General features: G+C 61.3%; 19 protein-coding genes and 1 pseudogene. 8 read left to right on the top strand and 12 right to left on the bottom strand.

All coding sequences use genetic code 11. The features are described 5' to 3' along the window. The first annotated feature begins 100 nt into the window (after positions 1-100). From KGB07_RS03230 to cysG, 4 genes are read left to right on the top strand one after another with little or no spacing between them, the layout of a single operon-like run. Positions 101-1,423, top strand: coding sequence for a replication-associated recombination protein A (locus tag KGB07_RS03230; RefSeq protein WP_046037867.1), 1,323 nt, complete (start codon positions 101-103; stop codon positions 1,421-1,423). Further along, entirely contained in the window at positions 1,423-1,797 is a 375-nt protein-coding gene (gene crcB / locus KGB07_RS03225; protein WP_008049383.1) for a fluoride efflux transporter CrcB, read from the top strand. Before KGB07_RS03230 ends, crcB begins: the two co-directional genes overlap by 1 nt. A 16-nt stretch (positions 1,798-1,813) precedes the next feature. After that, positions 1,814-3,094 (top strand): serine--tRNA ligase, encoded by a 1,281-nt coding sequence (gene serS, locus KGB07_RS03220; RefSeq protein WP_046037868.1) that lies wholly within the window; start codon positions 1,814-1,816, stop codon positions 3,092-3,094. After that, positions 3,095-4,489, top strand: a complete 1,395-nt coding sequence (gene cysG / locus KGB07_RS03215) for a siroheme synthase CysG (RefSeq protein WP_223464538.1) — start codon at positions 3,095-3,097, stop codon at positions 4,487-4,489. It abuts the gene before it with no gap. A 117-nt stretch (positions 4,490-4,606) separates the two neighbouring features. On the opposite strand, the gene KGB07_RS03210 is transcribed toward cysG, so the two are convergent. From KGB07_RS03210 to KGB07_RS03170, 9 genes are all read right to left on the bottom strand, one after another. Beyond that, positions 4,607-5,608 carry a glutathione S-transferase family protein gene (locus KGB07_RS03210; RefSeq protein ID WP_223464536.1) on the bottom strand — a complete coding sequence of 334 codons (1,002 nt, stop codon included), beginning with the start codon at positions 5,606-5,608 and terminating at the stop codon, positions 4,607-4,609. Positions 5,609-5,699: 91 nt separating this feature from the next. Beyond that, entirely contained in the window at positions 5,700-6,701 is a 1,002-nt protein-coding gene (locus KGB07_RS03205) for a glycosyl transferase family protein (RefSeq protein ID WP_046037871.1), read from the bottom strand. After that, on the bottom strand, positions 6,698-7,033 hold the full coding sequence (locus KGB07_RS03200) for a TusE/DsrC/DsvC family sulfur relay protein (protein WP_046037873.1): 336 nt from the start codon (positions 7,031-7,033) through the stop codon (positions 6,698-6,700). The genes KGB07_RS03205 and KGB07_RS03200 overlap by 4 nt, the downstream gene beginning before the upstream one ends. Beyond that, a complete protein-coding gene (gene tusB / locus KGB07_RS03195; RefSeq protein WP_223464534.1) occupies positions 7,030-7,323 on the bottom strand; it encodes a sulfurtransferase complex subunit TusB in 294 nt (97 codons plus the stop codon). Before tusB ends, KGB07_RS03200 begins: the two co-directional genes overlap by 4 nt. Further along, positions 7,323-7,685, bottom strand: a complete 363-nt coding sequence (tusC, locus tag KGB07_RS03190; protein ID WP_223464532.1) for a sulfurtransferase complex subunit TusC — start codon at positions 7,683-7,685, stop codon at positions 7,323-7,325. The genes tusB and tusC overlap by 1 nt, the downstream gene beginning before the upstream one ends. A 1-nt stretch (position 7,686) precedes the next feature. After that, the gene (gene tusD / locus KGB07_RS03185; RefSeq protein ID WP_223464530.1) at positions 7,687-8,079 is read right to left on the bottom strand and encodes a sulfurtransferase complex subunit TusD; all 393 of its coding nucleotides are present in this window, start codon (positions 8,077-8,079) and stop codon (positions 7,687-7,689) included. A gap of 212 nt (positions 8,080-8,291) precedes the next feature. Beyond that, a complete protein-coding gene (locus KGB07_RS03180) occupies positions 8,292-8,996 on the bottom strand; it encodes a YoaK family protein (RefSeq protein ID WP_046037877.1) in 705 nt (234 codons plus the stop codon). Positions 8,997-9,021: 25 nt separating this feature from the next. Then, complete coding sequence (locus KGB07_RS03175) at positions 9,022-9,351, bottom strand: DUF6388 family protein (RefSeq protein ID WP_046037878.1); 330 nt, start codon at positions 9,349-9,351, stop codon at positions 9,022-9,024. 20 nt (positions 9,352-9,371) lie between these two features. Continuing rightward, the gene (locus KGB07_RS03170) at positions 9,372-9,620 is read right to left on the bottom strand and encodes a hypothetical protein (RefSeq protein ID WP_008015571.1); all 249 of its coding nucleotides are present in this window, start codon (positions 9,618-9,620) and stop codon (positions 9,372-9,374) included. Positions 9,621-9,768: 148 nt separating this feature from the next. Between KGB07_RS03170 and KGB07_RS03165 the strand changes: the two genes are divergently transcribed. Next, complete coding sequence (locus tag KGB07_RS03165; RefSeq protein WP_223464528.1) at positions 9,769-10,119, top strand: hypothetical protein; 351 nt, start codon at positions 9,769-9,771, stop codon at positions 10,117-10,119. A 130-nt stretch (positions 10,120-10,249) separates the two neighbouring features. Here the strand turns inward: KGB07_RS03165 and KGB07_RS03160 are convergent, their stop codons facing one another. Next, positions 10,250-10,675, bottom strand: coding sequence for a GNAT family N-acetyltransferase (locus tag KGB07_RS03160; protein ID WP_223464526.1), 426 nt, complete (start codon positions 10,673-10,675; stop codon positions 10,250-10,252). Positions 10,676-10,841: 166 nt separating this feature from the next. Between KGB07_RS03160 and KGB07_RS03155 the strand changes: the two genes are divergently transcribed. Beyond that, complete coding sequence (locus KGB07_RS03155; RefSeq protein ID WP_046037885.1) at positions 10,842-11,447, top strand: NUDIX domain-containing protein; 606 nt, start codon at positions 10,842-10,844, stop codon at positions 11,445-11,447. On the opposite strand, the gene KGB07_RS03150 is transcribed toward KGB07_RS03155, so the two are convergent. Beyond that, positions 11,444-11,959, bottom strand: coding sequence for a methylated-DNA--[protein]-cysteine S-methyltransferase (locus KGB07_RS03150; RefSeq protein WP_046037887.1), 516 nt, complete (start codon positions 11,957-11,959; stop codon positions 11,444-11,446). The genes KGB07_RS03155 and KGB07_RS03150 overlap by 4 nt on opposite strands. Positions 11,960-12,118: 159 nt before the next feature. Between KGB07_RS03150 and KGB07_RS03145 the strand changes: the two are divergent. Then, a pseudogene (locus KGB07_RS03145) lies at positions 12,119-12,397 on the top strand (gamma-glutamyltransferase); the annotation flags it as partial. A gap of 69 nt (positions 12,398-12,466) precedes the next feature. Beyond that, positions 12,467-13,000, top strand: coding sequence for a cysteine hydrolase family protein (locus tag KGB07_RS03140; protein ID WP_223464524.1), 534 nt, complete (start codon positions 12,467-12,469; stop codon positions 12,998-13,000). A 176-nt stretch (positions 13,001-13,176) separates the two neighbouring features. On the opposite strand, the gene KGB07_RS03135 is transcribed toward KGB07_RS03140, so the two are convergent. Further along, positions 13,177-14,079 (bottom strand): LysR family transcriptional regulator, encoded by a 903-nt coding sequence (locus KGB07_RS03135; RefSeq protein ID WP_223464520.1) that lies wholly within the window; start codon positions 14,077-14,079, stop codon positions 13,177-13,179. Positions 14,080-14,238 lie beyond the last annotated feature (159 nt).

Below are 14,238 nucleotides of genomic sequence, written 5' to 3'. Positions count from 1 at the left end.
TGTGGGCGCGGGCTTTTGTGGCGAGGGGGCAAGCCCCCTCGCCACAGGATGCTCGCCAGGCTTGAAACTGTGTGATAACCCGAGGTTTTAAACGTACGTCATGGATCTGTTTCGCAGCGCCCCGATCTCTCAGCCCTTGGCCGCCCGCCTGCGTGCAGCCAATCTGGACGAGTACGTCGGCCAGGAACACGTGCTCGCTCGCGGCAAGCCCCTGCGCGAAGCGCTGGAGCAGGGTGCCCTGCATTCGATGATTTTCTGGGGGCCGCCGGGCGTGGGCAAAACCACCCTGGCGCGGTTGCTCGCGGAAGTATCGGATGCGCACTTCGAAACGGTCTCGGCGGTGCTGGCCGGGGTCAAGGAGATCCGCCAGTCGGTGGAAATCGCCAAGCAGCAGGCCGCGCAGTACGGTCGCCGCACCATCCTGTTCGTCGACGAAGTGCATCGCTTCAACAAATCCCAGCAGGATGCGTTCCTGCCCTATGTCGAAGACGGCACGCTGATTTTCATCGGTGCGACCACGGAAAACCCCTCGTTCGAGCTCAACAACGCCTTGCTCTCCCGGGCGCGGGTCTATGTGCTCAAAAGCCTCGACGAAGCGGCCCTGCGCAAACTGGTGCACCGCGCGCTGACTGAAGAGCGTGGCCTGGGCAAACGCAACCTGACCCTCAGCGACGAAGGCTTCCAGATGCTGCTGTCGGCCGCCGATGGCGATGGTCGGCGCCTGCTCAACCTGCTGGAAAACGCTTCGGACCTGGCGGAAGACAACAGCGAGATCGGCACCGAGCTCCTGCAAAGCCTGCTCGGCGATACCCGCCGGCGGTTCGACAAGGGCGGCGAAGCGTTCTACGACCAGATCTCCGCGCTGCATAAATCGGTGCGCGGCTCCAATCCCGACGGCGCGCTGTACTGGTTTGCGCGGATGATCGACGGCGGTTGCGACCCCTTGTACCTGGCCCGGCGCGTGGTGCGCATGGCCAGCGAAGACATCGGCAATGCCGATCCGCGCGCCCTGAGCCTGTGCCTGGCGGCCTGGGAGGTGCAGGAGCGCCTCGGCAGCCCCGAAGGCGAGCTGGCGGTGGCCCAGGCCATCACCTATCTGGCCTGCGCGCCGAAAAGCAACGCGGTGTACATGGGCTTCAAGACTGCATTGCGCGCCGCCGCCGAGCACGGTTCGCTGGAAGTGCCGCTGCACCTGCGCAACGCGCCGACCAAGCTAATGAAGCAGCTGGGCTACGGCGATGAGTATCGTTATGCCCACGATGAGCCGGACGCCTATGCCGCTGGCGAAGACTATTTCCCGGAAGCACTCGACCCGATCCCGTTCTATCAACCCGTGCCCCGAGGCCTGGAATTGAAGATCGGCGAAAAACTCAATCACCTGGCAAAACTCGACCGTTTAAGCCCAAGGCAGCGGAGAAAATAGTGCTTCCCTTGATCGTTGCGGTTTCCGTCGGCGGGATGGCCGGCACTCTGTTGCGCTTCGCCACCGGCAACTGGATCAACGCGAATTGGCCGCGGCACTTCTATACCGCGACGCTGGCCGTTAATATCGTGGGCTGTTTGCTGATCGGCGTTCTATACGGTCTGTTTTTGATACGCCCGGAGGTGCCCATCGAGGTGCGTGCCGGGTTGATGGTTGGCTTCCTCGGGGGGCTGACGACTTTTTCATCCTTTTCACTGGATACGGTGCGCCTGCTGGAAAGCGGGCAAGTGCCGCTGGCCCTGGGCTATGCAGCGCTCAGCGTATTCGGCGGGCTGCTTGCCACCTGGGCCGGCCTGTCCTTGACCAAACTTTGATAAACGAGAAACCGACATGCTCGATTCCAAACTGTTACGTAGCAACCTTCAGGACGTAGCGGACCGCCTGGCATCCCGTGGCTATACCCTGGATGTTGCGCGCATCGAAGCGCTGGAAGAACAGCGCAAGACCGTCCAGACCCGCACCGAAGCACTGCAGGCTGAACGTAATGCGCGCTCCAAATCCATCGGTCAGGCCAAGCAGCGCGGCGAAGACATCGCGCCGCTGATGGCGGACGTCGAGCGCATGGCGGGCGAATTGAGCGCCGGTAAAGTCGAACTGGACGCGATCCAGACCGATCTGGACTCGATCCTGCTGGGTATCCCCAACCTGCCGCACGAATCGGTACCGGTCGGCGAAGACGAAGACGGCAACGTCGAAGTGCGCCGCTGGGGCACCCCGACGGCCTTCGATTTCCCGGTTCAGGACCACGTGGCCCTGGGCGAGAAGTTCGGCTGGCTGGACTTCGAAACCGCCGCCAAGCTGTCCGGTGCCCGTTTCGCCCTGCTGCGCGGCCCGATCGCCCGTCTGCACCGCGCCCTGGCGCAGTTCATGATCAACCTGCACGTTACCGAGCACGGCTACGAAGAGGCCTACACGCCTTATCTGGTCCAGGCCCCGGCGCTGCAAGGCACCGGCCAACTGCCGAAGTTCGAAGAAGACCTGTTCAAGATCGCCCGCGAAGGCGAAGCCGACCTGTACCTGATCCCGACCGCCGAAGTGTCGCTGACTAACATCGTCGCTGGTGAAATCGTCGACTCGAAACTGCTGCCGATCAAGTTCGTCGCCCATACCCCATGCTTCCGCAGTGAAGCTGGCGCGTCGGGCCGCGACACCCGCGGCATGATCCGCCAGCACCAGTTCGACAAGGTTGAAATGGTGCAGATCGTCGAGCCGTCGCAGTCGATGGAAGCGCTGGAAGGCCTGACCGCCAACGCCGAGAAAGTCCTGCAACTGCTGGAACTGCCTTACCGCACCCTGGCGCTGTGCACCGGCGACATGGGCTTCAGCGCGGTCAAGACCTACGACCTGGAAGTGTGGATCCCGAGCCAGGACAAGTACCGCGAAATCTCGTCGTGCTCCAACTGCGGCGACTTCCAGGCCCGTCGCATGCAAGCGCGTTTCCGCAACCCGGAAACCGGCAAGCCGGAACTGGTACACACCCTGAACGGCTCCGGCCTGGCGGTCGGTCGTACGCTGGTGGCGGTGCTTGAGAACTATCAGCAGGCCGACGGTTCGATCCGTGTACCTGAAGTCCTCAAGCCGTACATGGGTGGCCTTGAGGTTATCGGCTAAATGAACTATCTGCCGCTGTTTCACAACCTTCGCGGCAGTCGTGTGTTGGTCGTCGGCGGGGGGGAGATTGCCTTGCGCAAATCCCGCCTGCTGGCCGATGCCGGTGCGCTGCTGCGGGTGGTTGCACCTGAAATCGAAGCGCAACTGCGCGAACTGGTTGCCGGCAGCGGAGGCGAGTGCCTGCTACGTGGTTACGCCGAGACGGATCTGGACGGTTGCGGGCTGATCATTGCCGCCACCGACGACGAAGCGCTGAACGCACAAGTCTCCGCCGATGCCCATCGGCGTTGCGTACCAGTCAACGTGGTGGACGCGCCAGCCCTGTGCAGCGTGATCTTCCCGGCCATCGTCGACCGTTCTCCGTTGATCATTGCAGTGTCCAGCGGCGGCGATGCGCCGGTGCTGGCGCGTTTGATCCGCGCCAAGATCGAAACCTGGATTCCTTCCACCTACGGTCACCTGGCCGGGCTGGCGGCGCGATTCCGTCATCAGGTCAAAGGCCTGTTTCCGGATGTGCAGCAGCGTCGGGCGTTCTGGGAAGATGTTTTTCAGGGCCCGATTGCCGATCGGCAACTGGCCGGGCAGGGCGGTGAAGCCGAGCGGTTGCTCCAGGCGAAAATCGATGGCGAAGCGCCAGTGGCGACCGGTGAGGTCTATCTGGTGGGCGCAGGGCCGGGTGACCCGGACCTGCTGACATTCAAGGCATTGCGTCTGATGCAGCAAGCCGACGTGGTGCTGTACGACCGTTTGGTCGCACCGGCGATTCTCGAACTGTGCCGTCGCGACGCCGAGCGCATTTACGTTGGCAAGCGCCGTGCCGATCACGCAGTGCCGCAGGATCAGATCAACCAGCAATTGGTGGACCTGGCCAAGCGAGGCAAGCGTGTGGTGCGATTGAAGGGCGGTGATCCGTTCATCTTCGGTCGTGGTGGTGAGGAGATCGAAGAACTGGCGGCCCATGGCATCCCGTTCCAGGTCGTGCCGGGTATCACGGCGGCCAGCGGTTGCGCGGCCTATGCCGGGATTCCGCTGACTCACCGCGATTATGCGCAGTCGGTGCGTTTCATCACCGGCCACCTCAAGGACGGCTCCAGCGATTTGCCATGGGCCGACCTGGTGGCCCCGGCACAAACCCTGGTGTTCTACATGGGGCTGGTGGGCTTGCCGATCATCTGCGAGCAGTTGATCAAGCATGGTCGCGCCGCCGATACCCCGGCGGCGTTGATTCAGCAGGGCACCACGGTCAACCAGCGGGTGTTTACCGGCACCCTGGCGGACCTGCCACGGCTGGTGGCGGAGCATGAAGTGCATGCGCCGACATTGGTGATCGTCGGTGAAGTGGTGCAACTGCGCGAGAAGCTGGCGTGGTTTGAAGGGGCTCAATCAGACGTCTGAGTACCGCGTCGACCTCAATCGCGAGCAGGCTCGCTCCTACAGGGGATGTGTAAACGACACAAGTCCACTGTAGGAGTGAGCCTGCTCGCGATGGGGCCTTCAAAACCTGTACAAATCTCAAGCTCTGCGCCAAACCCCTTTCCCGCTCAACCGCTCCCGATCATGGGCCGCGGTAAAGTCCTGGGCCGGCCCTTTCGGCACTACACCCGTCGGGTTGATGGTGCGGTGGCTGGCGTAGTAATGGTTCTTGATGTGGGTGAAGTCCACTGTCTCGGCAACCCCCGGCCACTGATAAATCTCCCGCAGCCAGTTCGACAGGTTCGGATAATCGACAATCCGCCGCAGGTTGCACTTGAAGTGCCCGTAGTACACCGCATCGAAGCGAATCAGCGTGGTGAACAGGCGGATGTCCGCTTCGGTCAGGTACTCGCCAGCCAGATAGCGGTTGGCGCCCAACAGCAGCTCCAGGTGGTCCAGTTCGGCAAACACCTCATCGAAGGCTTGTTCATAAGCCTGTTGCGAGGTGGCAAACCCTGCGCGGTACACGCCATTGTTGACCGCCGGGTAAATCCGCTCGTTCAGCGCATCGATCTCACCGCGCAGCGGCGCCGGGTAGAAGTCCAGGTCATTGCCGGTCAGGTCGTCGAAGGCGCCATTGAACATGCGGATGATTTCCGATGATTCATTGTTGACGATGCGCTTTTGCTGTTTGTCCCACAGCACCGGTACGGTGACGCGGCCGGTGTAGTCGGCAGTGTCGGCGGTGTAGCGCTGGTGCATGAAGTCGAAGTGATCGAGCTTGTCGCCGGTCGAACCGAGGCTCTGGTCGAAGGTCCAGCCGTTTTCCAGCATCAACCAACTGACCACCGAAACGTCGATCAGGTTTTCGAGGCCTTTGAGTTTGCGCAGGATCAGCGTGCGATGAGCCCACGGACAGGCCAGGGACACGTACAGGTGATAGCGCCCGGGGTCGGCCGCAAAACCGCCGACGCCGGTCGGTCCCGGCTTGCCGTCAGCGGTCAACCAGTTGCGACGCTGCGCCTGTTCACGCTGGAACGCGCCGTCCTTGCTGCTTTCGTACCACTTGTCCTGCCAGCGGCCATCAACTAACAAACCCATGTTCAAGACTCCCGAAACCCATAATCGATGGAGTTGAGTCTATTCCGATGAGTTCGAACAAAAAGCGCAAAAATCGGGCGGAAATGATCGATTAAATCGATTTGTCCCGCGCAGCCCAGTATTTTTCAGCGGTTTCGAAGGCCTGTTCGCGGCTCTGTCCCAGGCCACGCAGGGCCAGGGCCATGGTCGAGATCAGGGCCATTTGCGGGTAGCTGTCGACCACATCGCCACGCCAGACCGCTTTCAAATGTTCAGGATCAAGCGAGGCAGGTTTGACGTGACGCTGCGCCGACAACTGCGGCCATTCCTCATCCCAACTAACGCCGCCGGTGGTGCCGTACAGGTGGCTGTCGGCGTCCGGGTTGATCTCGATTTCGCCGCCATCGCCCTTGATCACGATGGCGGTGTCACCCAGCAGGCCGCTGGCATCGCGATGCACCGCCTGATAACCCGGGTGGAAAATGCTCTGCAGGCCGCAACGGGCGCCCAGCGGATTGAGAATCCGCGCCAGCGAGTGGATGGGCGAACGCAGGCCCAGGGTGTTGCGCAGGTCGATCATGCGTTGCAGCTGTGGCGCCCAGTCCATCAATGGCATGAAGGCCAGGCCGCCGTTATCCAGCGCCGAACCCACCTGTTGCCAGTTTCGGCACAGCGGGATGTTCAATTCACCCAGCAGTTGCTCGCTGTACAAGCGACCGGCCGTGTGGGCACCGCCACCGTGCATGAAAATCCGCACGCCGTTTTGCGCCAGGCACTTGGCTGCCAGCAGATACCACGGTAGATGGCGTTTCTTGCCTGCATAGGTCGGCCAATCCAGATCCACCGCCAGCGCCGGAGGATTCAGACGCTCACGCAAGGCCTCGGTGAAGCCCGCCATCTCTTCCGCGCTTTCTTCCTTGTGCCGCAACAGCATCAGGAATGCGCCGAGTTGGGTTTCCTCGACTTTTTCATCGAACACCATGCCCATGGCCTCGCGGGCCTCGACCCGGGTCAAGTCACGGGCGCCGCGCTTGCCTTTGCCGAGGATCCGCACGAACTGGGCGAACGGATGCTCGGCGGGCGTTTCGAGTGTCAGTGCTGGGTAATCGGTCATAAGCAATTCGTCGGTTTGGGCAGGCCCGCCAGTTTCGCGGCGAGTTTGGCGGGAGTGCCTTTGAACAGTCGGTTCAGGTGCAGGCTGTTGCCTTTTTCCGGGCCGAGTTTCAGGGCGGTGTACTTGATCAACGGGCGGGTGGCCGGTGACAGCTGGAACTCGGCGTAGAAACTGCGCAGCAGTTCGAGGACTTCCCAGTGTTCGGGCGTCAACTCGATGTCTTCGGCAGCCGCCAGGGCACTGGCCACATCGGCAGACCAGTCACTCAGTTCGACCAGGAAACCGTCCTTGTCCAGCTCGATGGCGCGGGCGCCGACCGTCAATGCATTCATAGCCAACTGTTGACCTTGTCGTAGTGAATCGACAGTTCGACGAAGGCCGGGTAATCGATGGCTTTGGCCCAGTCTGGAACCGCAAGCGCACGGGCCTGGGCGTCTTCGGCCAGGACGAACAGCTTCAGGCCACGTGCGCTGAGCGCTATGAACGGCGCAGTGCCTGGCTGCAGCGCATAGGCCGCATCACCGGACAACAGCAACCCGTCGCTGGCGCCGATCACGCGCAGGCAACTGGTCAGGCGTTCATCGCCGAACGGGGAATGAGACAACACATGCAAAGTCGACATCAGAGGGTGATCACCTGGTCGTAACGGTCAATGAGGGTGGTGATTTCGTGGGCGGCCAACACCTGGGCTTCTTCCAGCGACAGGCCGCTCGGGTCCAGGCCGCGCTGGGCGATACTGTCGCCACAGGCAAACAGTTCCTCGACACCGAACATCGGCAGGGCTTGCAGGTTGGCGCTCAGGTCTTTCTGTTGCAGGGCCTTGGCGTTCTGACCGGCGGAAAGCTGAAACACGCCGTCATCGAGAAACAACAGGCCGATCGGCAGATCGAAGGCGCCGCCGGCCAGCACGATATCCAGCGCTTCCCGCGCGCCCGGGCCGGACCATGGTGACTGGCGGCTGATGATCAACAAGGATTTGGCCATGTCATGCGCCTCCGAAACAGATCAAACGGTCGGCATCCTGCGCGGCGTCATGCAATTGACCGAGGCCGGACAATTCCCATGGCGCACCGACGGCTACCGCCTCGCGCTGATAGCGCTTGGCTTCTTCTTCATTCAACACGCCACGACGCAGGGCGGCGGCGATGCACACCACGCCATCGAGTTGATGGTCGCTGACAAAGGTGCGCCATTGCTTGGGCAAGTCCAGTTCATCCTGGGGCGTGACCACGCTGCTGGATGCGTTGTAGACGCCGTCCTGGTAGAAAAACAGCCGGACAATCTCGTGCCCGCCGGCCAGCGCGGCCTGGGCGAACAGCAGGGCGCGGCGCGAGGAGGGCGCATGGGCGGCGGAAAACACGGCGATAGCGAACTTCATGACGGACTCGATCAGCGAAACTGCGGCCATGATAAAGCTTTATCGGCGGGGCGGCTAAAGTGATGTTGTCTGTGCGGGCCTCTTCGCGGGCAAGCCCGCTCCCACAGGTTTTGTGGTCATAGCGTAATCTTTGGCATTGCACAGATCACTGTGGGAGCGGGCTTGGTCCGGGCGGCGATCCGACGATGACGGCCTCACAGCCAACACCAGACTCAGCGCGGCATATACCCCAACTGCCAGCGCCGCGGGATCCTCAACGACAACACCCCAAGCCCGGCAGCCAGCAGGCCACTGGCAAACAACGCCTTGAGCCCCAGGTGGTGTTCCAGCACGGCACCGAGTACCGCGCCGGCGAACATGCCGGTCCAGGGGATCAGTTGCACACGCCAGCCGTTACGGCGCTCGCCGAGCATCCAGCGGCCCAGCCCGCGGCCGAAGCGCGACAGGGCACCGGTGACGTAAGTCAGGCCAACCGGCAGGCCGTTCACTTCTTCCACCGCAGCGTTGAGCATGCCCATTGCAATGATCGCCGCCAGCAGGGCCGGCAGTTGCTCGTCATAAGGCCAGGCTGCGGCGGCGCACAGCAGGGCGGTAATGCACAGCAACAAGGGCAGGGCCCGGCGTCTGCCTAGCCGGCTGACGATAATGCCCAGCGCGTTGCCGACGATGAAGGTGGCGACGAGGATCACCAGGCGCAGGGTCAACCCAAGGTCGCCAGCACTGATGGCGACCGCCATCCGGGTGGTATTGCCGCTCATGAACGAGACGAAGTCGCCGCTGGCCATGAAACCGATGGCGTCGGTCATGCCGGCGAGTACTGAGAGCATGGCCACCAGGCTCAGGCCTATGCGCCCGCGCCATTTCTGCGTGTGCAAGTGACCGGGGCTGGCGTGGGTCCTGGCGGTGTTGGGAAGCATCGGCGAAAGTATCCCTGAACAGTGCTTAGGGTTTTATCCCATTCAGCTCGCAATATTCCAGCCAGTCCATGCCGGCCATTTCCGCCACTTCCCGGTGCACTTCCAGGCGCTGCGCTTGGTAGTCCTGGGGTGTGGTGGTGGTTAACTGCAACGTCAGTTCCCAGGCGAACAAGTGCTGGCGTTCTGCTTCAGCTTCAAACGCTTCGTGCAGCCGTTCCTCGCGATACTGAGCCGCCGTTTCACCCTTCGCCTGAGCCAACAGCGGGTTGAGATGGTCGAGTTCTTCGCGCAACTCGGGGCGCGCATCGAGAAACTTCTTGAGTGCTTGCTCATGCTGCAGTTCGGTTGCCGCCATGGTCGCTCCTTGAGAACGGATTACGAAGATTGCTTCTTGCTGGCCTTGGCCGCTGCCGCCAGGCATTCGAGGGCAAACTGTTCGGTGTAGGTCATCTGGATCGGCGTGGTTTCGCCTTTGACGGTCCTTTCGCCGTCGAGGATGTAGCGAATCCGCTTGTCGGTGACGCCGATTCGCTTGGCAATCCAGGAAGGCGTCTGACCGATCTGGCTGATCAGCTTGTCGGCATATTCAGTGCTCGGTTTGTAGAACTCGGCATTAGGTGTCATCAGGTATCCAGTCAGGGGTGCGATGCAGCGTTATTGGCGCGACAGGGTGCGCGAATCGTTGCGCGCTGTCGCGGTATAAATGCAGTAAAGCAGAACGATACGGGCTGCCGGGGTGATAAAGTCCGCTTTTTCCTGATGAGTGAATGCAATGCGAATTCTGATGGTGGCGCTGGCCGTGACGTTGCTGGCGGGATGCGCCGGCTCGGCGATGAACGACGCCCGCACCAAGGCCCCGTACAAGACCCTGAACTCGGAAAAGCCGGCAAAAGACGTCGCCCAGTGCGTGCAGTTTTCCTGGCAGGACGAGGCCGTGTTCGGTGTCGATGCCGCTGCCTATCTGCAACCGGGGGAGAAGGGCGGCACGACCGTTTACACCCGTTCGGCGGAGTTCTTCGTCGACGTGACCACCGATGCCTCGGGCACGGTGCTGAGCTACTACGCGCAGAAGGACGATTTCGTGGCCAAGCGCCGGTTGGCGGCGTTGGCGACTTGCCTGTGATTTGAAGGTTTATTGCATACCCCTGTAGGAGCGAGCCTGCTCGCGATAGCGGTAAGTCAGTCGACATCAATGTTGAATGACAGTCCGCCATCGCGAGCAGGCTCGCTCCTACAGTGGTTTTGTGTGTTGGTCAGTAATTCAGGCGCTTCTGGAAGAAGAAGTGCTTGTGGCCCGGCGGGTAATCGGCAATGTGCCCGATCTCGCTGTAGCCGCATTTCTTGTAGAACCCAGGCGCCTGGAATTCAAAGGTGTCGAGCCACAGCCCGACGCAGCGCCGTTCCCGCGCCAGGTCTTCGGCCATCTGCATCAACCGGGTGCCCATGCCTTGTCCCCGGGCTTGTTCCGGTACCGCCAGCAAGTCTATGAACAACCACTGATAAAACAACCGGGCGTAAACGCCGCCGACGATTTCGTCGTTGTCGTCGCGTATCAGCAACGCGATATGTTCCGGTGGCGGGCTCGCAGACTTTGAGGCGTTGTAGGCGCGTAACGGCACGAGGATCGCCTCGCGTTCTTCGGTGCTGGGGTTGTTCTTGCGTTCGATACGCAGGTTCATGGCTATATCCTTATGGCATTGAAGCCGCAGCCTATCCCGGTCGCAGCGATTGTTCCATCCCCGCAAAAGTTGAACCGGCGCCAACGCGCAGCTTGCTTGAGGGGGCAAGTGCTGTTCGTTTTCACTTAAGATGTGGACCCTCAGACAAATAACAGGACGCGTTGTCATGTCGAACACCGCCGAGCGGGTCAACATCCTTGAGTCTCAGGTGTTGTCCCACGACTGGTACCTGCTCAAGAAAATCACCTTCGATTACCAACGTAACAATGGCGAGTGGCAACGCCAGGTCCGGGAGGTCTACGACCGTGGCAATGGCGCGGCGATTCTGCTGTACAACCGCGAAAAGCAAACCGTGGTACTGACCCGGCAATTTCGCCTGCCGGTGTTCGTCAACGGTCACGACGGGCTGTTGATCGAAGTGGCGGCGGGGCTGCTGGAAGGCGCGGCGCCTGAAGACCGCATCCGCGATGAAGCGGAGGAAGAGACGGGTTACCGCGTGCACCATGTGCAGAAGGTGTTCGAGGCGTACATGAGCCCCGGTTCGGTGACGGAAAAACTGCACTTCTTCATTGCCGAATACGACGCGAAGTCGAAAGTCAGCGACGGTGGTGGGCTGGAGGCAGAAACCGAGGAACTGGAAGTGCTGGAGTGGGCGTTCGAGGACGCGCTCGAAGCGTTTTACCGCGGCGAAATCTGCGACGCCAAGACCATCATGCTGTTGCAGTATGCGGCGATGAAAAACCTCTTCGCCACAAAAGCTGTGTTCCGTTAAAACAGGTTATCCATACGGCTCGCCCCTGACCACTCACCACCTTCAAGTGTGAGCAACAATTCCTTCGCCTCAAGCCCCCCGGCAAACCCGGTGAGCTTGCCCGACGCGCCAATCACCCGATGACACGGCGCCACGATCGAAATCGGGTTCTTGCCATTCGCCGCACCCACCGCCCTGACCGCCGCCGGGTTGCCGATCTGTTCGGCGATCTGGCTGTAGCTGCGGGTCTCGCCGAACGGGATGGTCAGCAGCGCCGCCCAGACCTTCCTCTGGAATTGCGTGCCGGCAAAATCCAGTTCCAGTTCGAAGCGATCGCGGGTGCCGGAAAAATACTCGCGCAACTGCGCAGCCGTGCGCACCAGAATCGGGTTGTCCGGCGCTTCGCTCATCGGCCCCAGGCGCACCCGGCCGGGTTTGTCGTTTTCCCAGAGGATGGCCGCCAGTCGTGAACCGTTCGCGACCAGCTTCAACTGGCCCACGGGTGAAGCCACGGTGGTGCAGGTATAGGTCATGCCAGGGCTCGCACAAAATTGCTGAACGGGCGTTAAGGATACTGCCTCGACGGGGAGGCGCAATACGTAATCCCGACCATACTTGGCTATGGCTTTTGAAGCGTTTTCCTACGAAATAACAAGAGGAGACTGACTCATGAAGTACGAACCTTTTGCCAAATCGACTACGGCATGAACATCCAGGAAACGGTGGATGCACCGCGTTTCCACCAGCAGTGGCTGCCGGAGGAAACCAACCTGGAAGCCTTCACCACCAGTCCGGACACGGTGAAAATCCTCGAAAGCTGGGGCCACACGTTCGCCGGTCCCCAGGATGCCAACCATCTGGCAGCGATCCTGGTCGGCGCGCCATCCCTGGGTGGCAAACCGGTAGGCAAGAACCGTTACTACGGGGCGAACGACCCACGGCGTAACACCGGGTTGTCGCTGGGTTATTGAGGGTTGTGTCCGGAGGGGGACGGGCTTATGTTCGTCCCCTGATCCCTCGACAATTCAAGGAAGGAAATCATGACCACTGCGTTGCTAATCATCGATGTCCAGCAGGCTTTGTGTTCCGGTGAGTACGAGTGCTTCGAGATTGGACGGGTCATCAACACCATCAATGACCTGTCTGCCCGGGCGCGCAAGGCGGGAGTGCCCGTGGTGCTGATCCAGCATGAAGAAGCGGGCAGCCCGCTGGCGCATGACGCTGCCGGCTGGCAACTGGCCGAAGGGCTGGAAACTTCGCCCAAGGACCACCGCGTGCGCAAGACCACCCCGGATTCGTTCTACCAGACCAATCTGCAAAAACTGTTGCCGAAGGAGGACTTCGAGCGGCTGGTCATCTGCGGCCTGCAGACCGACTATTGCGTCAACGCCACCGTGCGCCAGGCCCTGAAACTGGGCTACGACGTGGTGCTGGCAGGCGACGCGCATTCCACCGTCGACAACGGCAACCTGACCGCCGAAGACATCATCGCCGAGCACAACAAGGACCTGGCGCACCTGACCGGTTCCGTGGCGCGGATCGATGTGATACCGGCCAAGGACATCCACTTCTAATACCACCACATCCCCCCTGTAGGAGTGAGCCTGCTCGCGATGACGTCGTTACAGCCAACATTGATGTTGACTGACCCACCGCTATCGCGAGCAGGCTCACTCCCACAGTAATCCGGTTGCTGGCAGATTTTGCGTACACCCCCAACCTTGGGGGACCGAGCCTGCTCCCACAGAACCTACACCGCTCCGAAAATCTCGATCAGCTCATTGAGGAACGCACTCACCAGATCCCGCTGCCGCGCCGAATGCCGCACCGCCGCGTGAAAGCTGACCTCATAGCGCAACAGCTCCGGGTTCAGCGGGTGTAACTGCCCCAGCTGTTCATGGCGGGTCGCGTAGTGCTGTGGCAGAAACCCCAGGTGCTGGCCGGACAGGATCAGCAGGGCTGCGCCGTCCATGCTGTCGGTGAGCACGGTCAGGCGTTCGATGGACGTGGGGGCCGGCATTTCCGGCAGGGGATGGCTCGGCCAGACCCAGTCGAACCCGCTGACATCTTCCCGGGTCAGCGCGCCGACCTTGCCGAACAGCGGGTGCGAAGGCGCGCAGTAGGCAATCTGGGTTTCCGGGAACAACGGGAAATAATCGATGCTGGGCAAGCGATGCCAGAAGTAACCGATGGCCAGGTCGATATGGCCGTTGATGATTTTTTCTTCCAGCAGCGACGACGACAGTTCGGTGAAGTGGAAGTACAACCCCTCATGCCGCGCCCGCAATCGGGCAATGGCCTGGCCGATTTTCTTGTTCGCCACGGGATCGATTTGCCCCAGCAGGCCGATGTTGATGCTGCCCGAGACTTTGCGGTTGATGTGCTGCACCTCGACCCGAAAACCTTCGGCTGCAGCCAGCAAACGTCGGGCCGCATCGATGAACTGAGTGCCTTTGGGCGTTACCGAAAACCCGCCGCGTCCGCGTTCGCACAAGCGGAAACCGACCCGCGCTTCCAGCGTCGCCAACTGCGCGCTGATAGTGGGTTGCGTGGTGTTGAGGGCGGTTTGCGCCGCCGAGATGCCGCCCGCTTCGACGACGGTCAGAAATACCCGGATCAGGCGCAGATCCAGCTCCGTTACAGTTCCCAGCATGGGGGCTCCCGATTCTCGCTTACATAGATACTGATCTATGTGAACAGTGTGCCTGCGATATTTTATTGCCCGAACTCACGCCCTACATTGCCGTGAAACCAGCGTCATCGTCAGCTTTTTCTGGAGTTTCACCTGAACTGGACGTCGTAGCGAGCGCTG

This window comes from Pseudomonas sp. GL-RE-26 (assembly GCF_019956275.1).
GTDB lineage: Bacteria > Pseudomonadota > Gammaproteobacteria > Pseudomonadales > Pseudomonadaceae > Aquipseudomonas > Aquipseudomonas grandcourensis.
Note: the sequence above shows the minus strand (reverse complement) of the source record. Positions and strands in the feature narration are given on the sequence as shown.

Excerpts from the sequence above, each read along its gene's own strand:
- cysG (WP_223464538.1), top strand. The coding sequence starts at position 3,095 with ATGAACTATCTGCCGCTGTTTCACAACCTTCGCGGCAGTCGTGTGTTG.
- KGB07_RS03165 (WP_223464528.1), top strand. The coding sequence starts at position 9,769 with ATGCGAATTCTGATGGTGGCGCTGGCCGTGACGTTGCTGGCGGGATGC.
- KGB07_RS03205 (WP_046037871.1), bottom strand. The coding sequence starts at position 6,701 with ATGACCGATTACCCAGCACTGACACTCGAAACGCCCGCCGAGCATCCG.
- KGB07_RS03175 (WP_046037878.1), bottom strand. The coding sequence starts at position 9,351 with ATGGCGGCAACCGAACTGCAGCATGAGCAAGCACTCAAGAAGTTTCTC.
- KGB07_RS03140 (WP_223464524.1), top strand. The coding sequence starts at position 12,467 with ATGACCACTGCGTTGCTAATCATCGATGTCCAGCAGGCTTTGTGTTCC.
- tusD (WP_223464530.1), bottom strand. The coding sequence starts at position 8,079 with ATGAAGTTCGCTATCGCCGTGTTTTCCGCCGCCCATGCGCCCTCCTCG.
- KGB07_RS03170 (WP_008015571.1), bottom strand. The coding sequence starts at position 9,620 with ATGACACCTAATGCCGAGTTCTACAAACCGAGCACTGAATATGCCGAC.
- KGB07_RS03135 (WP_223464520.1), bottom strand. The coding sequence starts at position 14,079 with ATGCTGGGAACTGTAACGGAGCTGGATCTGCGCCTGATCCGGGTATTT.
- KGB07_RS03210 (WP_223464536.1), bottom strand. The coding sequence starts at position 5,608 with ATGGGTTTGTTAGTTGATGGCCGCTGGCAGGACAAGTGGTACGAAAGC.
- tusC (WP_223464532.1), bottom strand. The coding sequence starts at position 7,685 with ATGGCCAAATCCTTGTTGATCATCAGCCGCCAGTCACCATGGTCCGGC.
- KGB07_RS03160 (WP_223464526.1), bottom strand. The coding sequence starts at position 10,675 with ATGAACCTGCGTATCGAACGCAAGAACAACCCCAGCACCGAAGAACGC.
- KGB07_RS03150 (WP_046037887.1), bottom strand. The coding sequence starts at position 11,959 with ATGACCTATACCTGCACCACCGTGGCTTCACCCGTGGGCCAGTTGAAG.
- tusB (WP_223464534.1), bottom strand. The coding sequence starts at position 7,323 with ATGTCGACTTTGCATGTGTTGTCTCATTCCCCGTTCGGCGATGAACGC.
- KGB07_RS03230 (WP_046037867.1), top strand. The coding sequence starts at position 101 with ATGGATCTGTTTCGCAGCGCCCCGATCTCTCAGCCCTTGGCCGCCCGC.
- KGB07_RS03155 (WP_046037885.1), top strand. The coding sequence starts at position 10,842 with ATGTCGAACACCGCCGAGCGGGTCAACATCCTTGAGTCTCAGGTGTTG.
- KGB07_RS03180 (WP_046037877.1), bottom strand. The coding sequence starts at position 8,996 with ATGCTTCCCAACACCGCCAGGACCCACGCCAGCCCCGGTCACTTGCAC.
- KGB07_RS03200 (WP_046037873.1), bottom strand. The coding sequence starts at position 7,033 with ATGAATGCATTGACGGTCGGCGCCCGCGCCATCGAGCTGGACAAGGAC.
- serS (WP_046037868.1), top strand. The coding sequence starts at position 1,814 with ATGCTCGATTCCAAACTGTTACGTAGCAACCTTCAGGACGTAGCGGAC.